Here is an 18805-nt window from a genome sequence, read left to right as displayed (position 1 = left end):
GATGTATGAACGCTTTTGCCCTTGAAGCCGAAGGTATCAGTAAGTTCTTCCCCGGCGTGAAGGCGCTCGATAATGTCTCATTACGCGTGCGCCCGGGAACGGTGCACGCCCTGATGGGTGAGAACGGCGCCGGTAAATCCACGCTGATGAAGTGCCTGATCGGTATCTATCGCCCGGATAAAGGATCGATTCGCGTGAAAGGAGAGCCGGTGGAGTTTACCGACACCATGGATGCGCTGCGCTCGGGGATATCGATGATCCACCAGGAGCTGAATCTGGTGCCGCATATGACGGTGGCGGAGAATATCTGGCTGGGGCGCGAGCCGATGAAGTACGGCTTTGTCGACCACGGCCAGCTGACCCGCCAGACCCAGGCGCTGCTGGATAAGCTGAATATTCGCTTAACCGCCGACCGGCTGGTGGGCGACCTGAGCATCGCCGCCCAACAGATGGTGGAGATTGCCAAAGCGGTCTCATGGAACGCGGATATTGTGATCATGGATGAGCCCACTTCGGCGCTGACCGAAGGCGAGGTAGCTCACCTGTTCACCATCATCCGCGACCTGCGGGCCCAGGGCAAAGCGATCATCTATATCAGCCATAAAATGGATGAGATCTTCGCTATCACCGATGAGATCAGCGTCTTTCGCGATGGGACCTGGGTGGGGAGCAAAAACACCACCGAATTTACCCGCCAGTCGCTGATCACCCAGATGGTGGGCCGCGAATTAACCCAGCTGTTCCCGAAATTTAATAACACCATCGGCGAAGAGGTGCTGACCGTGCGCAATCTGACGCGCCAGGGCGTGTTCCATGATGTCAGCTTTACCGTGCGTCGCGGCGAGATCCTCGGCGTGGCCGGGCTGGTGGGCGCCGGGCGCAGCGAGGTGATGGAAAGCCTGTTTGGCATGGAACGCTTCGACAGCGGCGAAGTGCTGATCGACGGGGCGCCGGTGACCATTGATTCCCCCTCCGTGGCGATTGAAAAGGGAATGGCGTTATTAACCGAAGACCGTAAAAAGTCGGGCCTGTTTCTGGTGCTGTCGGTGCTGGAAAATATGAGTATCGTCAAAATGCCGGAATATATCGGCAAGAGCGGTTTTGTCCAGCACGTGAAAATGGCCGAAGACTGCATGGAGCAAATCCGTCGGCTCAATATTAAAACGCCGACGATGGATCAAATTATTAATAACCTGAGCGGGGGGAATCAGCAAAAAGTTCTGATTGCGCGCTGGCTGTTAGCGCAACCGAAAATCTTAATTCTCGATGAGCCGACCCGCGGCATCGACGTCGGGGCGAAGGCGGAAATTTATCATCTTATCAGTGAACTGGCGAACCGGGGGGTGGCGGTCATTATGGTCTCCTCTGAGCTGCCGGAAATCCTTGGCATGAGTGACCGGGTCATGGTGATGCATGAAGGCCGTATCACCGGCATCCTGGAAAAAGACGAAGCCGACCAGGAAACCATTTTGTCGTTGGCATCCCATTGAGGCACAGAGAATGAGTAATATGAAATTAACGGCGGCTCCGGCCAGCGAGGGTTCCTCCTTCTTCGCTAATTTGCGGCATAAAATGCCGAAAGATACCGGCATCTTTGTGGTGATGCTGGTGATTGCCCTGACCTTTGAAATCGCCGGCTGGTATGTTCGCGACCAGTCGTTCCTGCTCAATACCAACCGCCTGGTGCTGATTGTGCTACAGGTGGCGATCATCGGCATCATCGCCGTCGGCGTCACCCAGGTGATCATCACCACCGGGATTGACCTCTCCTCCGGCTCGGTTATCGCCCTCGCGGCGGTGGTGGCGGCGAGCCTGGCGCAAACCTCCGACAGCCTGTCGCCAATGTTCCCGGCGCTGGTCAACCTGCCGGCGGTGATCCCGATTTGCGCGGGGATCGGCGTCGGCCTGCTGTGTGGGCTGACCAACGGTTTCCTGGTGACGCGAACCGGCATCCCGCCATTTATCGCCACCCTCGGGATGATGGTCTCGGCGCGCGGTCTGGCGCAGTATTACACCCAGGGCAATCCGATAAGCTTCCTCTCCGACAGTTTTACGGCGATAGGCCAGGGGGCGATGCCGGTGATCATCTTCTTCGTGATTGCCGCAGTGTTTCACATTGCGCTGAAGCATACCCGGTATGGCAAATATGTGTATGCCATCGGCGGCAACATGACCTCGGCCAAAGTGTCCGGCATCAACGTGAATAAATACCTGGTGATCGTCTACACCATCGCCGGGGCGCTCTCCGGGCTGGCTGGGGTAGTGCTGGCGGCGCGCGTCAGCAGTGGCCAGTCGAGCATGGGGATGTCCTACGAGCTGGACGCGATTGCCGCGGCGGTGATCGGCGGCAGCAGCTTAATGGGTGGGGTGGGGCGCATTACTGGCACCCTGATTGGCGCGATGATCCTTGGCCTGATCAAGAGCGGCTTTACCTTTGTCGGCGTCGATGCCTACGTGCAGGATATTATTAAAGGGATCATTATCGTCGCGGCGGTGACCATCGACATGCGCCGCAACCGGAAAAAACGCTAATCTTATCAACTGGCGGCAACGGCGAAGCGCGTCGTTGCCGCCAGCCCTGTCCAGAAATAAACAAAATACGTCCCGCCAGGCGCCGGCTGTCTGTTTTTCCCGCGCTGCGCATCCTGTACAGTTTCGCGACTTTTGTTGTCCATTCGCCAGGGGGCCACGCCTTGCCCCCTGTTTCTGGAGTCGTATGAATACACCATCCTTAATCAAATCCTCGCCGCTCTCGCGACCGGGGAGAAGGGGCATTATCGTCAGCCTGCTGGCGGGACTGGCGATCCTGATCCTCAGTCGGGGCGTGAACCTGCCGGCCAGAGAGGTTTACCGTGAGATGCATACCCGGCAGCTGGAGGAGGATGCGCGGTGGGTGGCGGAACGCCTTGAACAGCGGATGAACACCCCCGCTCCGCAGCGGGAAGCGACCTGGCCGCTGGCGGTGATGCGCGCCGCTCTGCATACCCTGGCCCGGCAGCGGCATTATCGGCTACTGCTGGTGAATGGCGACGGGCATCTGCTGGCGGCATCGCATGCGCTGCCGGCCAGCGTGCTGGCCCAGGTGCAGGCACAGTTCCCGCGGGAGATGCAGCCGCCGCTGTTCGGCAGCCATTACCAGACCATTCAGCCCTTCGCCCCGCATCAGCGGATGTTAAGCCGGGCGCTGAACGGCAATGCCGGCCTGGCGGGCTGGAATCTCGTGATGCTGGCGCCGGACGGCGGATTGCCCTCGCTGCTGATGGCTTACCGCTGGCAGGTAACAATTGGCCTCGGCGTGGTGCTCGCCAGCATGCTGCTGACGCTGAGGCAGGCGGCGCGCGCCCGGCGAAAACGCTAATCGCCGCCGGCGCCGTCAGGCATGGCGAAACTGCAGGGTAGCGGGCAGATAGCGCTGGAGCGGCTCCGGCGCCTGGCCGTCGATCAGCTGGCTGAGCAGATCGTAGCAGTGCCAGGCCAGCTGGCGATTATCCTGCTGCACGGTATCAATGCGCAGGGAAAGTGAATCGTACAGATAGTGATCGTCGAAGCTGGCGAGATGAATATTGGAGTCCAGCAGATGGTGCTGGCTCATATAGCGCAGGACCCCTTCCAGCAGGCCGCAGGCCGCGGTGAACAGCGCCTTCGGCGGCCGTCCCAGCCGCGCGCAGAGCGCGGCGAACATCTCGTAGCCGGAGCTGGGGTGATAGTTGCCGTTGATCACCCATTCGGGACGCAGCGTAACCCCCGCCTGAGCCAGGCCCTGGGTGAATCCCGCCAGCCGGTCGCGCGAAGGCGATAGCCGCGGCTGGCCGCCGAGAAACCAGAACTCGTCCGCATGCTGAGGGGCGATGCGGGAGATCAGTTCGGCCGTTGGGGTGACCGAGTCAGTCATCACCAGCGGCAGGGCGCTGTCGCTGGGGGAGCGGTCAAACAGCACCACCGGCAGCTGTTCGCTGAGCTTCAGGTAGTCGGCATCGCTGTGCATGCACGAGGCGACGATCAGGCCGTCGACCTGGCGGGCAATCATGTTATTGACCACCACGCTCTCCTGGCCGGGGTTTTCGTCGGTGCAGGAGATAAGCAGCTGCACGCCGGCTTCCCGGCAGAGCGTCTCAAGCTCATGGGAGAAATGGCAAACCCGTAGTTGGTGATTTCCGGCACCACCAGGCCAATGGTATGGCTGCGGTTATCACGCAGCGAGCGCGCGTGAATGCTCGGCTGATAGTGCTGCTCGCGGGCGATCGCCAGCACGCGCTCGCGCGTCTCCTGCGCCACGCGCAGCTCTTTGCCACGACCGTTGAGTACCAGGCTGGCGGTCGCTTTGGAGACGCCCGCCAGTTCGGCGATATCTTTGATAGTTACGCGTTTGGTTTTCATCAGCACCCGGGAGCCTGAAAGCAAAACGCTTATTCTACCATGCATGGCCGCAGCAGCCAGCGGCAGAATGCCACCGGCGTCGCACCGCTGAAGATGAGCTGCCCCGGATAGCCCGGGAAGAAGCGGCTGCTCATTACCCCTTCGCCATCGTTGATGAAAATTTCCACACTGGAGCGGTCGATAAAGATCTGCAGCCGCCGCGCCTCGCCGCGCCAGTAGCGATGATGCATCTCCGCCGTCTGCAGGCCGCGGCGCGACAGGCGCAGGCCGTCGCGGTTGACGGTGAGCTGCAGGGCGCCGGCAAAATCCAGCCCCAGCGTGCTGTTGGGGGCGATGTCAAAGGCCAGCTCCATCGGGGCGAGGGGCAGGGTCTGCCCGCGCCAGCCCTGGGCTTCCCCGCGCAGGGCGGTCAGTTCGCGCAGCGGACGCTGATACAGGGCACCCGACCGCCACGCCAGTTCGCGCACGCAGGTCATCTGGTGGATCCATCCCTGCGCGCGGGTGGGCTGATGCATCTCTTCCCCGTCCGGGACGCCCATCCAGCCGACCAGCAGGCGGCGGCCATCTTCGGCCAGCATGGTCTGCGGCGCGTAGAACTCAAATCCGCTGTCCAGCTCGTGCAGCGGGCCATGGTCGAAGGCGCCGCGTTCGGCGTCGAAACGGCCTGCCATCCACACCGCAGGATAGGTATTGAGAAAACGCTGTGCTTCGCGGGCCAGCCCCTGCGGGCAGCAGATCAGCAGGTGGGTGTCCGCCAGCGGAAACAGGTCCGGGCACTCCCACATGTAGCCACCGTTCGCCAGGCCGTTAACGTCATGCCCGGCTATCTCGCCCACCAGGCGCCAATCCCGCAGGTCGCTGGCGGTAAACAGCAGCACTTTGCCGCGCTGTTGCACATCCTGCGCCCCGAGGACCATGTACCAGCGCCCGTCCTGGCGCCACACCTTAGGGTCACGTACATGGCCGGTGTAACCGTCAGGGAGCGGCAGCACCGGCCCCAGCTTGCGGAAGGTGCCATCGGCATTCTCTGTCGCCAGGCACTGCCAGGCGGTGCGCCCGCCGTCGGGGAATTTCACGTTGCCGGTGTAGCACAGGGTCAGGGTACCCTCGAACTCGACTGCGCTGCCGGAGTAGCAGCCGTTGCGGTCATACTCTTCATCCGGCATCAGGGCGATAGGTTCATGCCACCAGTGCAGCAGGTCGGCTGAGCTCCAGTGTCCCCAGCACTTATAGGTGTGGTCGCAGGCGAGCGGGTTCCACTGATAAAACAGGTGATAACGCCCGGCGACCTGGCAAAAGCCGTTGGGATCGTTCAGCAGTCCGCTGACCGGCGCCAGATGCCATTGCGGGTAATGGTCGTCGGCCAGCGCCTGCGGCTGGCCCTGCATAACGGCCTGCAGGATCGCAGGCAGGCGTGACGGTAATGACATTATTCAGCGTCCGTTTTGTATTTCAGCGTCAGAGAGAGCGCGAAGGCCACGGCGAAGGCGATCGCCATCCCGATAATGTAGTTCAGCAGCGAGCTGGCCTGCACGATGGCCATTCCCGGGATCGCCGTCAGGCCCACCGCGGTCATGTAGACGTGCATCGACACCACCCAGGCGCCGCCGGCGGCACCGCCCACCAGTGCGGCGATGAACGGTTTCACAAAGCGCAGGTTAATCCCGAAGATCGCCGCCTCGGTGATCCCCAGCATCGCCGAAAACGCCGACGGCAAGGTAATGGCTTTGATTTTGGCATCTTTGGTTTTAAACCACACGGCAAAGCAGGCGCCGCCCTGAGCGACGTTGGCCATCGCCCAGATAGGCAGCAGGAAGTTGACGCCGATCGACGGATTGCCGAGCAGACCCGCCTCAATGGCATGGAAGCTGTGATGGATACCGGTAATGACGATCACCGAATAGAGGCCGCCGAACAGCAGGCCAGCCAGCCAGCCGGCATGGCTGATAAGCGTGCTGAGGATAAACGAAATGCCGTCGCCGAGCGCGCGCCCGGCCGGGCCGATCAGCAGCAGGGCGATAAAGCCAGAGATAATCACCGTCAGGAACGGCGTGAGGATCAGATCCAGCGCGTCAGGAATAACGCGGCGCAGCCGTTTTTCGACAAGGCTCATAAACCACACCGCCAGAAGCACCGGGAAGACCGTGCCCTGATAGCCGATCATCGCCACTTCGATGCCGAAGAAATTCATGGTGTGGAAGCCGGCGGCGACGCCCCAGGCGTTGGTCAACGCCGGGTGGGTGAGGATCCCGCCGAGGGTCGCGCCCAGATAAGGGTTGCCGCCAAATTCGCGGGCGGCGGTAAAGCCGATCAGGATCGGCAGAATAATAAACGCCGCCGAGCTGCACATATCCAGCATGATATAGATAGCGTTGCCCGGGTCGACCCAGCCGTAGGTTTTCACCATCCCCAGCAGGCCCATCAGCAGGCCGGAGGCGACGATGGCGGGAATAATCGGCACAAAGATGTTGGACAGCAGGCGGGCAATGCGCTGGAACGGGTTCAGCTTTTTCGCCGCCAGGTCGGCGGCTTCGGATTTGCTCGATTCGCTGATGCCCGCCGCCTGGATAAAGGCAGCATAGACTTTATTGACCACCCCGGTGCCGAAGATGATCTGCATCTGTCCGGCATTACGAAAGCAGCCTTTCACGCCGTCGATTTTGCCAATCGCCTGCTGGTCGGCGAGCGCGTCGTCGACCAGCACCAGCCGCAGCCGGGTGGCGCAGTGCGCGGCGCTGGCGATATTTTCCTTGCCGCCCAGCAGGGGAAGCAGTGAGCGGGAAATCTGTTCAAAATCCATAGTACCCTCTGAATGCATGATGATATGGCGTGGGCGGCGCCGGCCATGGCTGGCACCGCGAACCTTATATTTATGTTTTACTTACCCTGTCGCCCGGGTTCACGTCAGAACCAGGTCTCCATTTGCATACCGAACGACCATTCGCCGCCCGATTTGAACCCGTTGCTGCCTAACGCGTCGTCGTTGGCGTAGTTATCCAGCTTTTTGCTCCAGTCCATCCACGATGTATAGAAGCGGATCTCCGGGCGCGAGAAGAAGTCGCCGATGCTGCCGACCTTGAAGGTCGGGGCGAAGGTCAGCTTGTAGAAGCTGCCATTGACCGCATGGCGATCGTTGTAGCCTTCAGGCTGCAGATCCATGTACTGATAGCTGCCCTCCCAGGCGAGGGCGAAGTTCTGCGTCACTTCCTGAATCAGACGCAGGTTGAGAGTGGCCCACTGATAGCTGTCGCCATCGACATAGCGATCTTTACTGCTCTGCGCCAGCACGGCCGGGGCAATAAACCAGCGATCGCTCAGCGGGGTGGTGCCGTAGCTGGCGAAACGCCAGGTGTTGGCCCCCGGACGCAGCGCGCCGTCGGAGCCGATGCCTTTGACCTCGGCGCCCAGGCCGTGACCGTACAGCAGGGCCGTTTTGCTGGTCCCGTCGCGCAGGCCATAGAAGCTCTCATTGTGCAGACCCAGCAGGGCATGAACCCCGGTGTTAGCGGCATCGCCTTTCACCAGATTGCCGTTTGCGTCCTGGCGGTCGTCATTATCTTTCGCCCGCATCCCGCTGACCATCATCTGCACCGGGCCGGCAAAGTTATTCATGCTGACGATATAGTTCTGCACGCTGTTGCTGCTGTCGGCGATATCGCCAAAGTTGCGGCCGTATAACGAGAAGTTGCTGCGCAGGCTGTCGTTCCACTTCACGTCGTAGATCCCGCCGCCGGTCCCGGCGAGGAACACCACATCCGAGTCAATCCAGTGGATATCGAAGTTGTCGCGGTCAAAGCGCTTCCCGGCCCACAGGGTCGAGCCTTTGAACGGACCCTCGAAGGTCGGCAGATTGCCCAGCTCGACGAACGCCTGGCGCACGTTCAGGTCGCTGCTGCTCGCCGTCCAGTCGTTATAGGTGGTTTGCCCGTCGGCCACCATCACTTTGAACCGGGTGGTCGCCCCGTTGTCCAGGGTCTGCTTATGTTCGAGGTTCATTTCCACATAGGTGTCGGCCTGGTTACCCAGACGACCAATGGCGCCGCCGGTTTCCCCGGCGGGGGTCATATAGGCCCCGGATTTCGTGCTGGCGGCGGAGTCGTTCATGATCACCCCGGAGCGGGCGTAGCCGTGGAACTCAAAGCCGCCGGGCCGTTCGGCTTTTTCTTCCAGTTGGGTGGTGCGCTTGGCCACCTGCTGGGTGGTGGCCTGGGTTTGTTGCTGCTGCTGGGTTAGCTGCTGAACTTTCTGCTCCGCCGAGGCGGCGCGGCTTTCGGCAGTGCTGGCGCGAGTCTCGGCATCCTGCAGACGTTTTTCCAGGGCGGCGAGACGCGCTTCAATGCTGTTCAGGTCTGTCTGCCCATGGGCGGCGGCGGCGCCGGTTAGCAAAGCAATAAGAATGGCTAACTTCCGTTTTTTATACATGTTGGTGACATCCAAAGGTAAATCAGTGAGTGTGCTAACGTTTGCTAAACCGGTTTAGTTAATATGGTAAACATGTCGGTAATGCGGTGAAAATAAAAATTGCTAAACCGGTTTAAGAATTGTGATGTCGCCAGCAAAGTGGGCCGTTAGCCGGCCCAACGGGATCACAGCGAGCGCTGAAGATCGTCCCTGTAGGGCAGGGCGGTCATGGCGCCTTTGGCGGTGGTGGCCAGCGCGCCGCAGGTTTGCGCCAGCGTGAGGTCGGGAGCCAGGGCGGCGAGGTTGTCAGGGATACCATGGGCGGCGAGTCCGGCGAGCAGCCCGGCGACAAAGGCATCGCCGGCGCCGGTAGTATCGACGGCGACCACCGGGCGGGCAGGGAAGTGGCTAACCTGCCCGCGCAGCGCGGCCTGCACCCCCGCTTTGCCCTGGGTCACCAGCAACAGCGTCGGCTGGTAGCGGGCGTTCAGCCGGGCGATGCCGCTGACGATGTCGTCGCTGCCGCTGATAAAAGCCAGCTCCTCTTCCGAGAGTTTTATGGCGTCGGCGAGGGCCAGCGCCCGGTCGAGACAGTCGCGCAGTTCCTGCGGATCCTGCCACAGGTCGCTGCGGATATTGGGGTCGAAGCTGACATAGCCCCCGGCGCGCTTTATCGCCTCCATCGCCGCGAATGCCGTGCTGCGGCTCGGCTCCGCGCTGAGAGCGATAGAGCAAACGTGCAGCCACTGACCGGCGGCAAACGGCGGAAGATCCTCAGGCGCAAGAAACAGGTCGGCGCTCGGGCGGACCATAAAGGTAAAGGTGCGCTCCCCGTGGCGATCGAGATCGACCACCACCGTGGAGGTGCGCTGCGCCGCATCGAGGCGCATATAGTTCACATCCACCTTCTCCTGCGCCAGGGTGTGACGCATAAAGCGGCCGAAGGGATCGTCGCCGACGCGGCCGATAAACCCGCTATCGCCGCCGAGCCGCGCCACGCCGACCGCGACGTTGGCCGGCGCGCCGCCGGGGCATTGCAGCAGGCGGCCCTCTCCGTCGGGCAGGAGATCGACGACCGCATCGCCGAGTACCCAGATTTTACCATTCATAGGACTAGTTCCTCTTAGCTAAACTTTGTTAAACCGTTTTAGCTAATTAAAGCACAGCCTGGCGGCAAGCGGAACGATTGGCGGACGAAAGGGCGGGGCGAGGGTGAAAAATGTGAGCCAGGCGGAATATTTCGCCACTCCAGATCTGGACTTTTCCTTCCTGACCCGCTTAGGTATAGTTCCACAGGCCGCGGTTAGCCCCGCCGCGGTGATAAAAGGTGAAGGAGTGCGTAGCGCGATGAACCCCAGTTTTGCCGATATTTACGATCGGTACCAGAAGCTGACGCTGACCACGCACCTGCCGGCGGTGATCGCCTGCAGTGAAACCCTGAGCCTGAGTAAAGACCAGCCGTTTCTGCCGCAGCCGGGCTATCTCTATTTTTTGCTGCAGGGGCAAATGACGCTGGCCTTTGGTGACGAGCAGAACCTTATTGGGATTGTTATCGCGCATATGCCGTTAGGGTTGCTGGAACATTATTGTCCGTCGGTGGCGCTCTATTATCAGTGTCTGGGCGAATGCCAGCTGGCGAAAATATCCGCCAGCGATTTTGAACGGATATTCTTTCATTTGTCGCCGGGCTATATGCAAGAGCTGACCACGATCCTGGCCTATATGGGTATATTTGCCCTTGATGCCCACTATGAACGCGGCAGCCAGACTAGCTTTCAGACTATTAAGTCGATGCTGTCGCGCTATTTATATCGCGCTGAAATCGATGGTGGGCAACATGAAAGTCTGTCGGCATTTATTATTAAACGGACCAATCTCTCGCGCAGCTATGTTTATCAGGTGCTGGCCGCCCTGCGCGAGGGGGGATATATCACGGTGAAAAAAGGCAAACTGATTTCCATCGACCGCCCTATTCCTGAGAAATTCTGATTCAGATTCGTCGGTTCCCCGACATAACGTCGCTAAAACCCGCCCGGGGAAAGCGCTAAGCGCGCGTTTTCTCCCGGCCCTGCTACGCCTGAATCTGGCCGTTTTATTTATTTAACCTTGCACTCTGGAGTTATTTTATGACCCTGGACTATGTGGCGCTGGCGATTCTGATCGCCGTGGCCTTAATACTTTTTTATGGCGTGATTGTTATTCACGATATTCCTTATGAAATCGCCAAAGAGCGGCGCCATCCTCATCAGGATGCGATTCATTATGCCGGCTGGGTCAGCTTATTTACCCTGCATGGCCTGTGGCCCTTGTTGTGGATCTGGGCGACGCTGTGGCGCGAAGACCGCGGATGGGGGATGCGCCGCATCGCCGACGACCAGCAGGTGCTGCATCAGCGTCTGGAAACGGTGGTCCAGCGGCTGGAGCAGGTGCAGCGCGAAGTGGACCTTCTGAAAGCGAAGGAGGCAAAATAATGGAAACGTTAATGTTGCTGACCTACGCCGCGCTATGCATCGTGGTGTTTAAAGTCTTCCGCATCCCGCTCAATAAGTGGACCGTGCCGACGGCGGTGCTCGGCGGTATCGCCCTGATTGGCGCGGTGATCTTCGGGATGAATTACAACTTCCCCTATACCGACGTCGGCAATCAGGTGTTTCGCACCGTACCGATTGTGTCGCAGGTGCGCGGTCGGGTGCAGAGCGTACCGGTGAGGCCTAACCAGAGGCTGCATAAGGGCGATGTGCTGTTTACTCTCGACCCGACGCCGTTCCAGGCAAAGGTGGACGATCTGCAGGCGCAGATTAAAGCGGCCAGCCAGGATGCGCTCTCCCTCAACGCCGCGTTAAGCCAGGCGGAGGCCGAGCTGAGCAGAGCGGTGGCTCAGCGCGACCAGTCGCGGCGGGAGTATGCCCGCTTTCGGGAGGGGCATGCCCAGGGCGCCTTCTCCGATCAAATGGTCGATACCCGTCTGCAGACGTGGAAAGCCGATGAAGCCAGCGTCAGCGCGGCTCAGGCGAAAGTGGTTCAGGCGCGTAACGCGCTGGACTCGGTGGTGAAGGGCAAAAATACCACCGTGGCCTCCCTGCTGGCGCAGCTGCAGAAGGCGCAGTTTCAGCTGGATAACACCGTCGTCCGCGCCCCGGAAGACGGCTATGTCAGCACCGTCGGCTTACGCCCTGGCACCATGTCCACCGCGCTGGGAATGCTGCCGCTGATGACCTTTGTGCCGGTGGAGGGCGACGCCTCGCGGGAGTATGTCGCGGCATTTCGCCAGAACGCCCTGCAGCGTCTGTACAAAGGCGAGCCCGCGGAGCTGATGTTTCCGGCCATCCCGGGCACCGTCTTCCGCGGGGAAGTGGCCGATGTGCTGCCGGCGATTGGCGAGAGTCAGTTTCAGGGCCAGGGCAAACTGCTGACCACGGACGCGCTCAATACCCATGGCCGGGCGCTGGTGGTACTAAAGGTGACCGATCCACGTTTTGCCGAATACGCTCTGCCGCAGGGTGCTACCCTCGAGGCGGCGGTCTACTCAGATCACCTGAAAGAGCTGTCGCTGATCAGGAAGATCCTGATCCGCATGAAGAGCTGGGAAAACTACATCTATCTCGATCACTAAGCTGGCGGGCGCGGGGAGGACCAACCATCCCCGCGCCGCGGTCAGGCCTCGCGGTCCACCAGCCCGTCAATAATCACCTGCCGCACCCCCTGCGAACAGGGTTCAATACGGCCGCGCACGCCATAGACGGCCGCCAGGGTCTCAGGGGTGATGACCGTGGCCGGGGTGCCGTCGCCGAGCAGCTGGCCCGCTTTGAGCATCAGCACGTGGTCGGCGTGACGCAGGGCAATATTGATGTCGTGCACCACCACCAGAGTCACGATGTTGCGCCGCCGGGTCTCCCGGCGCACCAGATCCATCACGTGAAACTGGTAGTTGAGGTCAAGCGCGCTGAGCGGTTCATCGAGTAGTAGCAGGCGCGGCTGGCGAATCAGCGACTGGGCGAGACCCACCAACTGTTTTTGCCCGCCGGAGAGCTGATCGAGGTAGCTCATCGCCAGGTGGGCAATTCCCAGCTGTCGCAGCAACGCCATTACCTCTTCCTGCTGCTGGGCGCTGTGGCGTCCCCCGGCGGCGCGCTGGGCCACGATAATCGACTCCAGCACATGCAGATGCACGCCGGCGGGCAGCGTCTGCGGAAGATAGACCACCTGTTCTGCGCGACGTGAGAACGGCTGCATCAGCAGATTTTCTCCCTCCAGGCGCAGCTCGCCGCGGCAGGGGCCCAGCCCCGCCATCGCTCGCATTAACGTCGATTTACCGCTGCCGTTTGGCCCCAGCAGCGCAGTGATTTTCCCCCGCGGCAGATGGGGAACCGTCAGGTTCTCGATCACCTTGCGTCTGGGGTAGCCAGCGCTGAAGTGAGACAGCGACAGCCCGGATAACGTCTGGTCGCTCATACTTGCCCCCGGTGACGTAAAATAATGCTCAAAAAGAACGGGACCCCTACCAGGGAAGTGACGATCCCCACCGGAATAATGGCCCCCGGTATCAGGTTCTTCGAGGCGATGGAGGCCAGGGAGAGCACCAGGGCGCCGATCAGCGCGCTGGCGGGCAGGTAAAAGCGATGATCTTCGCCGAAGAGCATCCGCGCAATATGCGGCGCCACCAGGCCGATAAAGCCGATTGGCCCGACAAAGGCCACCGAAAGCGCCGACAGAATGCTGATCCGCAGCAGCGTGCTCAGGCGCAGACGGCGAACGTTAATGCCAAAGCTGATGGCCCGGTCCTCGCCCAGCCTTAGGGCGGTCAGCGCCCACGCGCTGCGCAGCGACAGGGGCATCACCAGCGCCAGGGCGACCAGCAGGATGGCGACTTTGCTCCAGGAGGCGCGGTCGATGCTGCCCATGGTCCAGAACACCAGCCCCTGCAGAGTGTCTTCATTGGCGATGAACTGCAGCATCGAGACCAGGGCGTTAAAGGTAAAGACCAGCGCGATGCCGAACAGAATGACGCCGGAGGTAGCCACCTGGGTCCAGCGGGTAATGCCATCCAGCAGCAGGGCCGCCAGCAGGGCGAAGATAAAGGCGTTGGCCGAGATAAACCACTGGCCGGGAATACCGGGCAGACCAATACCCAGCACAATCGCCAGCGCGGCGCCAAACGCCGCAGCCGAGGAGACGCCCAGGGTAAACGGGCTGGCCAGCGGGTTATTGAGGATGGTCTGCATTTCGGCACCAGCCAGTCCCAGCGCCAGACCGACGATAATCGCCATCACCGCATAGGGTAGGCGGATATCCCAGACGATGGCGCGAATGCCCGGATCGGCGCTGGCCGGATCGGTTAACGTCTGCCACAGGCTCTGCAGCGGCAGTCCGGAAGGGCCGAGCATAAAATCGAACAGCAGTGAAGCGACAATCAACAGCGCCAGCAGCAGCAACAGCAGCAGGCGGCGACGCACGATATGGCGATAATGATCCATCACGCCAGAAGTCCCGGCGGGCAGCTCGTCGAGCACGGAGTCGGAGGTTAAACGCATGCCGGATTACTCGCTCTGCTGCCAGGAAAAGACGAACGGCTGGTCCGGCAGGTCGGTGAAGTGACGCACGATATAATGGTAAGTCTCATCGGGGTTGAGATCGCGGAAGGCCTGCGGATAGATATCTTTCGCCAGATATTCCATGCCGACAATATTCCACGGATGGTTATAGAAGTGGTGATAGACGCCATAGGCCCGCTTTTCCTGCACCGCCGGGATCTGGCTGACCCCCGGTCGCGCCAGCAGCGTCTGCGCCTGGGCTTTCACCGCCTCCGGCTTAACCTCATAGCCGAGGGGCAGCACCTGGCTGTTTCCGCGCTTCGAGCCGGTCATTATCCAGGCGTCGGGCTTCATGCTGATGATTTTCTCCAGCGAGACGAACCCGGAGGCGCCCGGCAGCAGCTGCGAACCGATATTGTTCGCCCCGACCGCCTCCACCAGCCCCCCCCAGCCGCTGTGGCCGTGAGTAAAGCAGCAGGCGTCGCTGTTGCCGGCCAGCGCTTCCACGAAGACGTTGGCCTTCGGCGTGATGGTCGCGGTTTTCTGGCGAATCGACTGCAGCTGCTGACGATAGTAATCGGTAAAGGCTTTGGCCTGGCTCTCGCGGTTGAGGACTTTGCCCAGCAGGTCGATGCTGGGAGCGGTATCTTTCGCCGGGTCGATCTCATAGTCGACAAACAGCACCGGAACGTGCAGGGCGCTGAGCTTGTCGATGACGCCGCTCTCCATCAGCGCTGGCCTGGCGCGCAGCTGGGCGATCATCAGATCCGGCTGGCGGGCGATGACGCTTTCAAGATCGACATTCCCCTTGTCGCTGAAGCCCATGTCAAGGATCGTGGCCGACTGCGGCCACGTCGTTTTCAGCATCTGCCAGGTGGCAACGTCCTGCTTTTTCGCCAGATTATTCCATGCCACCAGCCGCTTAAACGGATTGTCCCGGTCCAGCAGGGCGAGGGTCATAATGTCGCGGCCATCCTGCAAAATAATACGCTGCGGCTCTTTAGCCAGGGTGACCTGCCGGCCGTCAAGGTCGGTAACCGTCAGAGGATATTGGGTCGCATAGCTGAGGAAGGGAGTCGCGATCAGCGCAGTAAGCAACAGCGATCTTACTGATTTTCTTGCCATAAAATGAGTTCCGTTTGCCAATTTATAAATATAATGATTCTGAGAATTATTCTCGAGTAAACGTCAACGGCAAGTATATCAAGCGCAAATTTCACGAAATGTAACAAACATGATGGAAATTATGCCAACGCCGACAGGGTGCGCAGCGGCAGCATTTTCTGCCATGGTTGCAGGTCGAAGACGTTTTTCAGGCTAATTCCTAATGTCATCCCCGGTTCGTTGTGCCATCCTGAATACGACTCATAACACGACACGTGAGAGAGGATATTATGAAAAAAGCAATGATTGCGTTATCGGCTATTCTGGTTGCGGCTCCGGTTTTTGCTGCGACAACACATGCAACAGATGATACCGTCGCGGCGGCCAATGCCAACGCCAACACCGCCAAAGAGAAGCTGCATCAGGCCCAGCACGAAGGTGAAGAGCAGCAGCTGAAGGCGAAACATGCGGCCGAAGGCAAACAGAATAGCGTCGGCAGCCAGGTGAGCGAAGGCGCGCAGAAGACCTGGAACAAGACCAAAGAAGGGACTGAGAAAGGTTGGGATAAGACCAAAGAGGTCAGCGAAAAAGGCTGGAACGCCACCAAATCCGGCGCAGAAAAGGGCTGGGATAAAACCAAAACCGGCGCTGAAGAGTTAAAAAATAAAGTGACTGAGTAAGTCCTGATATCAGTCTGAATAAAGGTCGCGAGAGCGGCCTTTTTTATTGCTCGTACTCCCCCATAATGCCTTCCCCGACAGCAGAAACCGCAGATGCCAGGAATCGTCCTGGTTAAGCGGATACTCACTCTTTCTTCACATTTTCCCGTTACAAAGAACTTCAATCAGGAGGTGTACGATGAAAAAGATGATTTCTCTGGCGGTAATATTATCCACTGTGCTGAGCGTCCAGGCCTTTGCCGATGGCCCAAACGACGGCCATCGTCCGGGGCAGCCAACGGTGTGGCAGAACGGTTCGGATCATCATGGGCATGCGCCGCAGGGCGGACCTGACGCGCATCGTCAGGGTGACCATGACCAGCGTGGCCCGGATCGTGACGGGCATGACAAGCGCGATCAGGCACGGCATGAGCAGGACCATTTCGCCTGGCGCGGTAACGATTTCCGCAAAGGCCACCCGGCTCCGGCGCCGTTCCGTGGCGATGAGTATCGCGTCCGTGACTGGAGCGACCGCGGCCTGCCGCCCCCGCCGGAGGGCCATCACTGGTCCTATATCGACGGTAACTATGTGCTGATCGCCGCGGCGACCGGGATCATCACCTCGATTCTGGTGAGCGGCGCCCTCGGCCACTAAATGCACGTCTCCCAACGCCGGGCAGGGAACACCTGACTCGGCGATGGATCACCGCCGGGGCTACGGGTTCAGTTCTTCATCCGGCCAGTATTTATAGCCATTGACCATCGCCTGGGCGGCCAGCCCCTTGTCGGTGATTTCATAGACGTTCACTTTTGACGGCAGCGAGGAGGTGTCCTTCGCTACGCCGTTCGCGGAGGCGGCGATCGGCGCGATGCCTTTGTCATCATATTTCGCCGCGGCGTTCGCATCGGCGCCGACCATATATCCCTGGCGGATAAAGGTCTCCAGGGCCGCTTTATCATGGAAAACCAGCACCGTGCGTTGCTGTTTAATCCCCATCCCCAGGCCGGCGCCGCCCTGGGCCATTTTCATATAGGTGTCCTTCCCGGTGGCCTTATCCCGCACCACGCCGTAGCCGCTGCCAAATCCGAACAGCAGGATCTTGCTGCTGTTGTTGGCGAAGACCGCATAACCCTTCGCATGCTGAATATCGCTGCGGGCCTCGGGCTGCACGGTGTAAAGTTTATTGAGGGTTTCGTTGCGCATCTTCTGAATACTGGCCCGCTGCTGGCTGGCGGTATCCCCCTGCGCGCTGCAGCCCGCCAGCGCGGTCATGGCGACGAGGAAAAGCGTCTGTAATCTCATAGAAGTCTTTTTATTTAAATCTGAATACGGCCGGAAATAGTAGGGTAAATAACGGTTAATCCTCCATAAAATAAACATTTATTTTTAAATTTCACCGTTTCGAATGCTTTTTACACTGCCGCGAACGCATTATTAAATAAGATGCCGTCATTTCCGATATTAGAAATCCTGCTTGCATAAAGTTTTCACCACGATACCGTGTTAAGTCCTTACGATATTTCCCGGAGAGCGGCATGAGTGATTATGTAATTCCAGAAATTAAAGCGACGGAAGCGGAAATGATTTCTCTGCGTCATTATTTACATGCCAATCCGGAATTAAGTCTGGAAGAGTTTAATACCAGCGAACTGGTCGCCAGCAAGCTGACCGAGTGGGGCTATCAGGTGACGCGCGGCCTTGGCAAGACCGGGGTGGTCGGCAGCCTGAGCAAAGGCGATTCGCCGCGCACCATCGGCCTGCGCGCCGATATGGACGCACTGCCGATCGAGGAAACCACCGGTTTACCCTGGGCCAGTACGGTATCGGGGAAAATGCATGCCTGCGGTCATGACGGCCATACCACCATTCTGCTGGCGGCGGCGAAATACATCGCCTCGCCGGCCTGTCAGTTCAATGGCACGGTGCATCTGATTTTTCAGCCGGCGGAAGAGGCTATCGGCGGCGCCGATTTAATGATTAAAGACGGCCTGTTTGAGCAGTTCCCCTGCGAACGCATTTTCGGTCTGCACAACATGCCGGGGTTGCCGGTGGGTAAGCTGGGCTTCTATGCCGGCAACTTTATGGCCTCGGCGGACACCGTCAAAATCACCCTTACCGGCTACGGCGGCCACGGCGCCCATCCGGAGCGCACCGTCGACCCGATCGTCGCCGGCGCGGCGCTGGTGATGGCCCTGCAGAGCATCGTGGCGCGCAACGTGCCGCCGGGCGAAACGGCGGTGGTCAGCGTCGGCACCTTCCAGGCCGGTATCGCCTCCAACGTCATTCCGGAGAGCGCGGTGATGGAGCTCAGCGTGCGGGCGATGAAGCCGGAAATCCGCGACCTGCTGATCAAACGTATTCACGAGCTCAGCGAATTTACCGCTAAAAGCTATGGTGCCAGCAGCGCGGTGGAGGTTTACGACTCCTACCCGGTATTAACCAACAGCCCTGAAGAGACTGACTTCGCCCGAGCGCTGGCTCTGGAGGTGTTTGGCCACGAAGGGGTGCTGGAGTCGGTCTCGCCGATGAACGCCAGTGAGGATTTCGCTTTTATGCTGCGCGAACGTCCGGGCTGCTACTTCCTGCTGGGCAACGGCGAGAAGGGGGAGAAAGGCGGCTGCATGGTGCATAACCCCGGCTACGACTTCAACGATGACATTATCACCACCGGCGCGACGCTGTTCGCCCGTCTGGTGGAAAAGCACTGCCGTTAACCTCTGGAGAAGAACTGG

16 protein-coding genes and 2 pseudogenes are annotated in these 18805 nt (G+C 59.9%); 9 read left to right on the top strand and 9 right to left on the bottom strand.

Translation table 11 applies throughout. The annotated features are described in order from the left end of the window. Nucleotides 1-5 precede the first annotated feature (5 nt). The 3 genes and pseudogenes from MKS11_RS07975 (at nucleotide 6) to MKS11_RS07965 (ending at nucleotide 3320) form a co-directional block, all read left to right on the top strand. Complete coding sequence (locus MKS11_RS07975; protein WP_004202401.1) at nucleotides 6-1490, top strand: sugar ABC transporter ATP-binding protein; 1485 nt, start codon at nucleotides 6-8, stop codon at nucleotides 1488-1490. Between the two features lie 19 nt (nucleotides 1491-1509). Further along, nucleotides 1510-2532, top strand: a complete 1023-nt coding sequence (locus MKS11_RS07970; RefSeq protein ID WP_025999105.1) for an ABC transporter permease — start codon at nucleotides 1510-1512, stop codon at nucleotides 2530-2532. Between the two features lie 184 nt (nucleotides 2533-2716). Then, a pseudogene (locus tag MKS11_RS07965) lies at nucleotides 2717-3320 on the top strand (hypothetical protein). A gap of 53 nt (nucleotides 3321-3373) precedes the next feature. Here the strand turns inward: MKS11_RS07965 and MKS11_RS07960 are convergent. The 5 genes and pseudogenes from MKS11_RS07960 to MKS11_RS07940 all read right to left on the bottom strand — a co-directional run bounded on the left by MKS11_RS07960 (nucleotide 3374) and on the right by MKS11_RS07940 (nucleotide 9887). Next, nucleotides 3374-4383: pseudogene (locus MKS11_RS07960) on the bottom strand (LacI family DNA-binding transcriptional regulator). Between the two features lie 23 nt (nucleotides 4384-4406). Beyond that, nucleotides 4407-5807, bottom strand: a complete 1401-nt coding sequence (locus MKS11_RS07955; RefSeq protein ID WP_284109469.1) for a sucrose-6-phosphate hydrolase — start codon at nucleotides 5805-5807, stop codon at nucleotides 4407-4409. Further along, a complete protein-coding gene (locus tag MKS11_RS07950) occupies nucleotides 5807-7177 on the bottom strand; it encodes a sucrose-specific PTS transporter subunit IIBC (protein ID WP_017898801.1) in 1371 nt (456 codons plus the stop codon). The genes MKS11_RS07955 and MKS11_RS07950 overlap by 1 nt, the downstream gene beginning before the upstream one ends. Nucleotides 7178-7281: 104 nt before the next feature. Further along, nucleotides 7282-8799 (bottom strand): carbohydrate porin, encoded by a 1518-nt coding sequence (locus tag MKS11_RS07945; RefSeq protein ID WP_004202408.1) that lies wholly within the window; start codon nucleotides 8797-8799, stop codon nucleotides 7282-7284. Nucleotides 8800-8963: 164 nt separating this feature from the next. Further along, entirely contained in the window at nucleotides 8964-9887 is a 924-nt protein-coding gene (locus MKS11_RS07940; RefSeq protein ID WP_017898799.1) for an aminoimidazole riboside kinase, read from the bottom strand. 238 nt (nucleotides 9888-10125) lie between these two features. Here MKS11_RS07940 and MKS11_RS07935 point away from each other — a divergent pair, with 238 nt between their 5' ends. The 3 genes from MKS11_RS07935 (at nucleotide 10126) to MKS11_RS07925 (ending at nucleotide 12391) form a co-directional block, all read left to right on the top strand. Next, nucleotides 10126-10767 carry a Crp/Fnr family transcriptional regulator gene (locus MKS11_RS07935; protein WP_074194107.1) on the top strand — a complete coding sequence of 214 codons (642 nt, stop codon included), beginning with the start codon at nucleotides 10126-10128 and terminating at the stop codon, nucleotides 10765-10767. 137 nt (nucleotides 10768-10904) lie between these two features. Further along, entirely contained in the window at nucleotides 10905-11249 is a 345-nt protein-coding gene (locus MKS11_RS07930; RefSeq protein ID WP_087771447.1) for a DUF3302 domain-containing protein, read from the top strand. Further along, entirely contained in the window at nucleotides 11249-12391 is a 1143-nt protein-coding gene (locus tag MKS11_RS07925; RefSeq protein ID WP_017898797.1) for an HlyD family secretion protein, read from the top strand. Before MKS11_RS07930 ends, MKS11_RS07925 begins: the two co-directional genes overlap by 1 nt. 41 nt (nucleotides 12392-12432) lie before the next feature. Here the strand turns inward: MKS11_RS07925 and MKS11_RS07920 are convergent, their stop codons facing one another. From MKS11_RS07920 to MKS11_RS07910, 3 genes are read right to left on the bottom strand one after another with little or no spacing between them, the layout of a single operon-like run. Beyond that, nucleotides 12433-13230 (bottom strand): ABC transporter ATP-binding protein, encoded by a 798-nt coding sequence (locus tag MKS11_RS07920; RefSeq protein ID WP_053810691.1) that lies wholly within the window; start codon nucleotides 13228-13230, stop codon nucleotides 12433-12435. Next, nucleotides 13227-14255, bottom strand: a complete 1029-nt coding sequence (locus MKS11_RS07915) for an iron ABC transporter permease (RefSeq protein WP_074194124.1) — start codon at nucleotides 14253-14255, stop codon at nucleotides 13227-13229. Before MKS11_RS07915 ends, MKS11_RS07920 begins: the two co-directional genes overlap by 4 nt. A gap of 60 nt (nucleotides 14256-14315) precedes the next feature. After that, nucleotides 14316-15434: an ABC transporter substrate-binding protein gene (locus tag MKS11_RS07910; RefSeq protein WP_032455661.1), complete on the bottom strand. Its 1119-nt coding sequence runs from the start codon at nucleotides 15432-15434 to the stop codon at nucleotides 14316-14318. A gap of 269 nt (nucleotides 15435-15703) precedes the next feature. Between MKS11_RS07910 and MKS11_RS07905 the strand changes: the two genes are divergently transcribed. Further along, the gene (locus MKS11_RS07905; protein WP_065696684.1) at nucleotides 15704-16093 is read left to right on the top strand and encodes a hypothetical protein; all 390 of its coding nucleotides are present in this window, start codon (nucleotides 15704-15706) and stop codon (nucleotides 16091-16093) included. Between the two features lie 178 nt (nucleotides 16094-16271). Beyond that, entirely contained in the window at nucleotides 16272-16727 is a 456-nt protein-coding gene (locus tag MKS11_RS07900; RefSeq protein WP_048294342.1) for an RcnB family protein, read from the top strand. 60 nt (nucleotides 16728-16787) lie between these two features. On the opposite strand, the gene MKS11_RS07895 is transcribed toward MKS11_RS07900, so the two are convergent. After that, nucleotides 16788-17375 (bottom strand): YSC84-related protein, encoded by a 588-nt coding sequence (locus MKS11_RS07895; protein WP_087771446.1) that lies wholly within the window; start codon nucleotides 17373-17375, stop codon nucleotides 16788-16790. A gap of 233 nt (nucleotides 17376-17608) precedes the next feature. On the opposite strand from MKS11_RS07895, the gene MKS11_RS07890 reads away from it, so the two are divergent. Next, nucleotides 17609-18787, top strand: a complete 1179-nt coding sequence (locus MKS11_RS07890) for a M20 aminoacylase family protein (RefSeq protein WP_043519414.1) — start codon at nucleotides 17609-17611, stop codon at nucleotides 18785-18787. The last annotated feature ends 18 nt before the right edge of the window (nucleotides 18788-18805 follow it).

It is taken from the genome of Klebsiella sp. K5-45, assembly GCF_030128605.1.
Taxonomy (GTDB): domain Bacteria; phylum Pseudomonadota; class Gammaproteobacteria; order Enterobacterales; family Enterobacteriaceae; genus Klebsiella; species Klebsiella quasipneumoniae.
Note: the sequence above shows the minus strand (reverse complement) of the source record. Positions and strands in the feature narration are given on the sequence as shown.

Excerpts from the sequence above, each read along its gene's own strand:
- MKS11_RS07920 (WP_053810691.1), bottom strand. The coding sequence starts at position 13,230 with ATGAGCGACCAGACGTTATCCGGGCTGTCGCTGTCTCACTTCAGCGCT.
- MKS11_RS07975 (WP_004202401.1), top strand. The coding sequence starts at position 6 with ATGAACGCTTTTGCCCTTGAAGCCGAAGGTATCAGTAAGTTCTTCCCC.
- MKS11_RS07935 (WP_074194107.1), top strand. The coding sequence starts at position 10,126 with ATGAACCCCAGTTTTGCCGATATTTACGATCGGTACCAGAAGCTGACG.
- MKS11_RS07930 (WP_087771447.1), top strand. The coding sequence starts at position 10,905 with ATGACCCTGGACTATGTGGCGCTGGCGATTCTGATCGCCGTGGCCTTA.
- MKS11_RS07895 (WP_087771446.1), bottom strand. The coding sequence starts at position 17,375 with ATGAGATTACAGACGCTTTTCCTCGTCGCCATGACCGCGCTGGCGGGC.
- MKS11_RS07970 (WP_025999105.1), top strand. The coding sequence starts at position 1,510 with ATGAAATTAACGGCGGCTCCGGCCAGCGAGGGTTCCTCCTTCTTCGCT.
- MKS11_RS07910 (WP_032455661.1), bottom strand. The coding sequence starts at position 15,434 with ATGGCAAGAAAATCAGTAAGATCGCTGTTGCTTACTGCGCTGATCGCG.
- MKS11_RS07905 (WP_065696684.1), top strand. The coding sequence starts at position 15,704 with ATGAAAAAAGCAATGATTGCGTTATCGGCTATTCTGGTTGCGGCTCCG.
- MKS11_RS07925 (WP_017898797.1), top strand. The coding sequence starts at position 11,249 with ATGGAAACGTTAATGTTGCTGACCTACGCCGCGCTATGCATCGTGGTG.
- MKS11_RS07955 (WP_284109469.1), bottom strand. The coding sequence starts at position 5,807 with ATGTCATTACCGTCACGCCTGCCTGCGATCCTGCAGGCCGTTATGCAG.
- MKS11_RS07950 (WP_017898801.1), bottom strand. The coding sequence starts at position 7,177 with ATGGATTTTGAACAGATTTCCCGCTCACTGCTTCCCCTGCTGGGCGGC.
- MKS11_RS07945 (WP_004202408.1), bottom strand. The coding sequence starts at position 8,799 with ATGTATAAAAAACGGAAGTTAGCCATTCTTATTGCTTTGCTAACCGGC.
- MKS11_RS07900 (WP_048294342.1), top strand. The coding sequence starts at position 16,272 with ATGAAAAAGATGATTTCTCTGGCGGTAATATTATCCACTGTGCTGAGC.
- MKS11_RS07940 (WP_017898799.1), bottom strand. The coding sequence starts at position 9,887 with ATGAATGGTAAAATCTGGGTACTCGGCGATGCGGTCGTCGATCTCCTG.
- MKS11_RS07890 (WP_043519414.1), top strand. The coding sequence starts at position 17,609 with ATGAGTGATTATGTAATTCCAGAAATTAAAGCGACGGAAGCGGAAATG.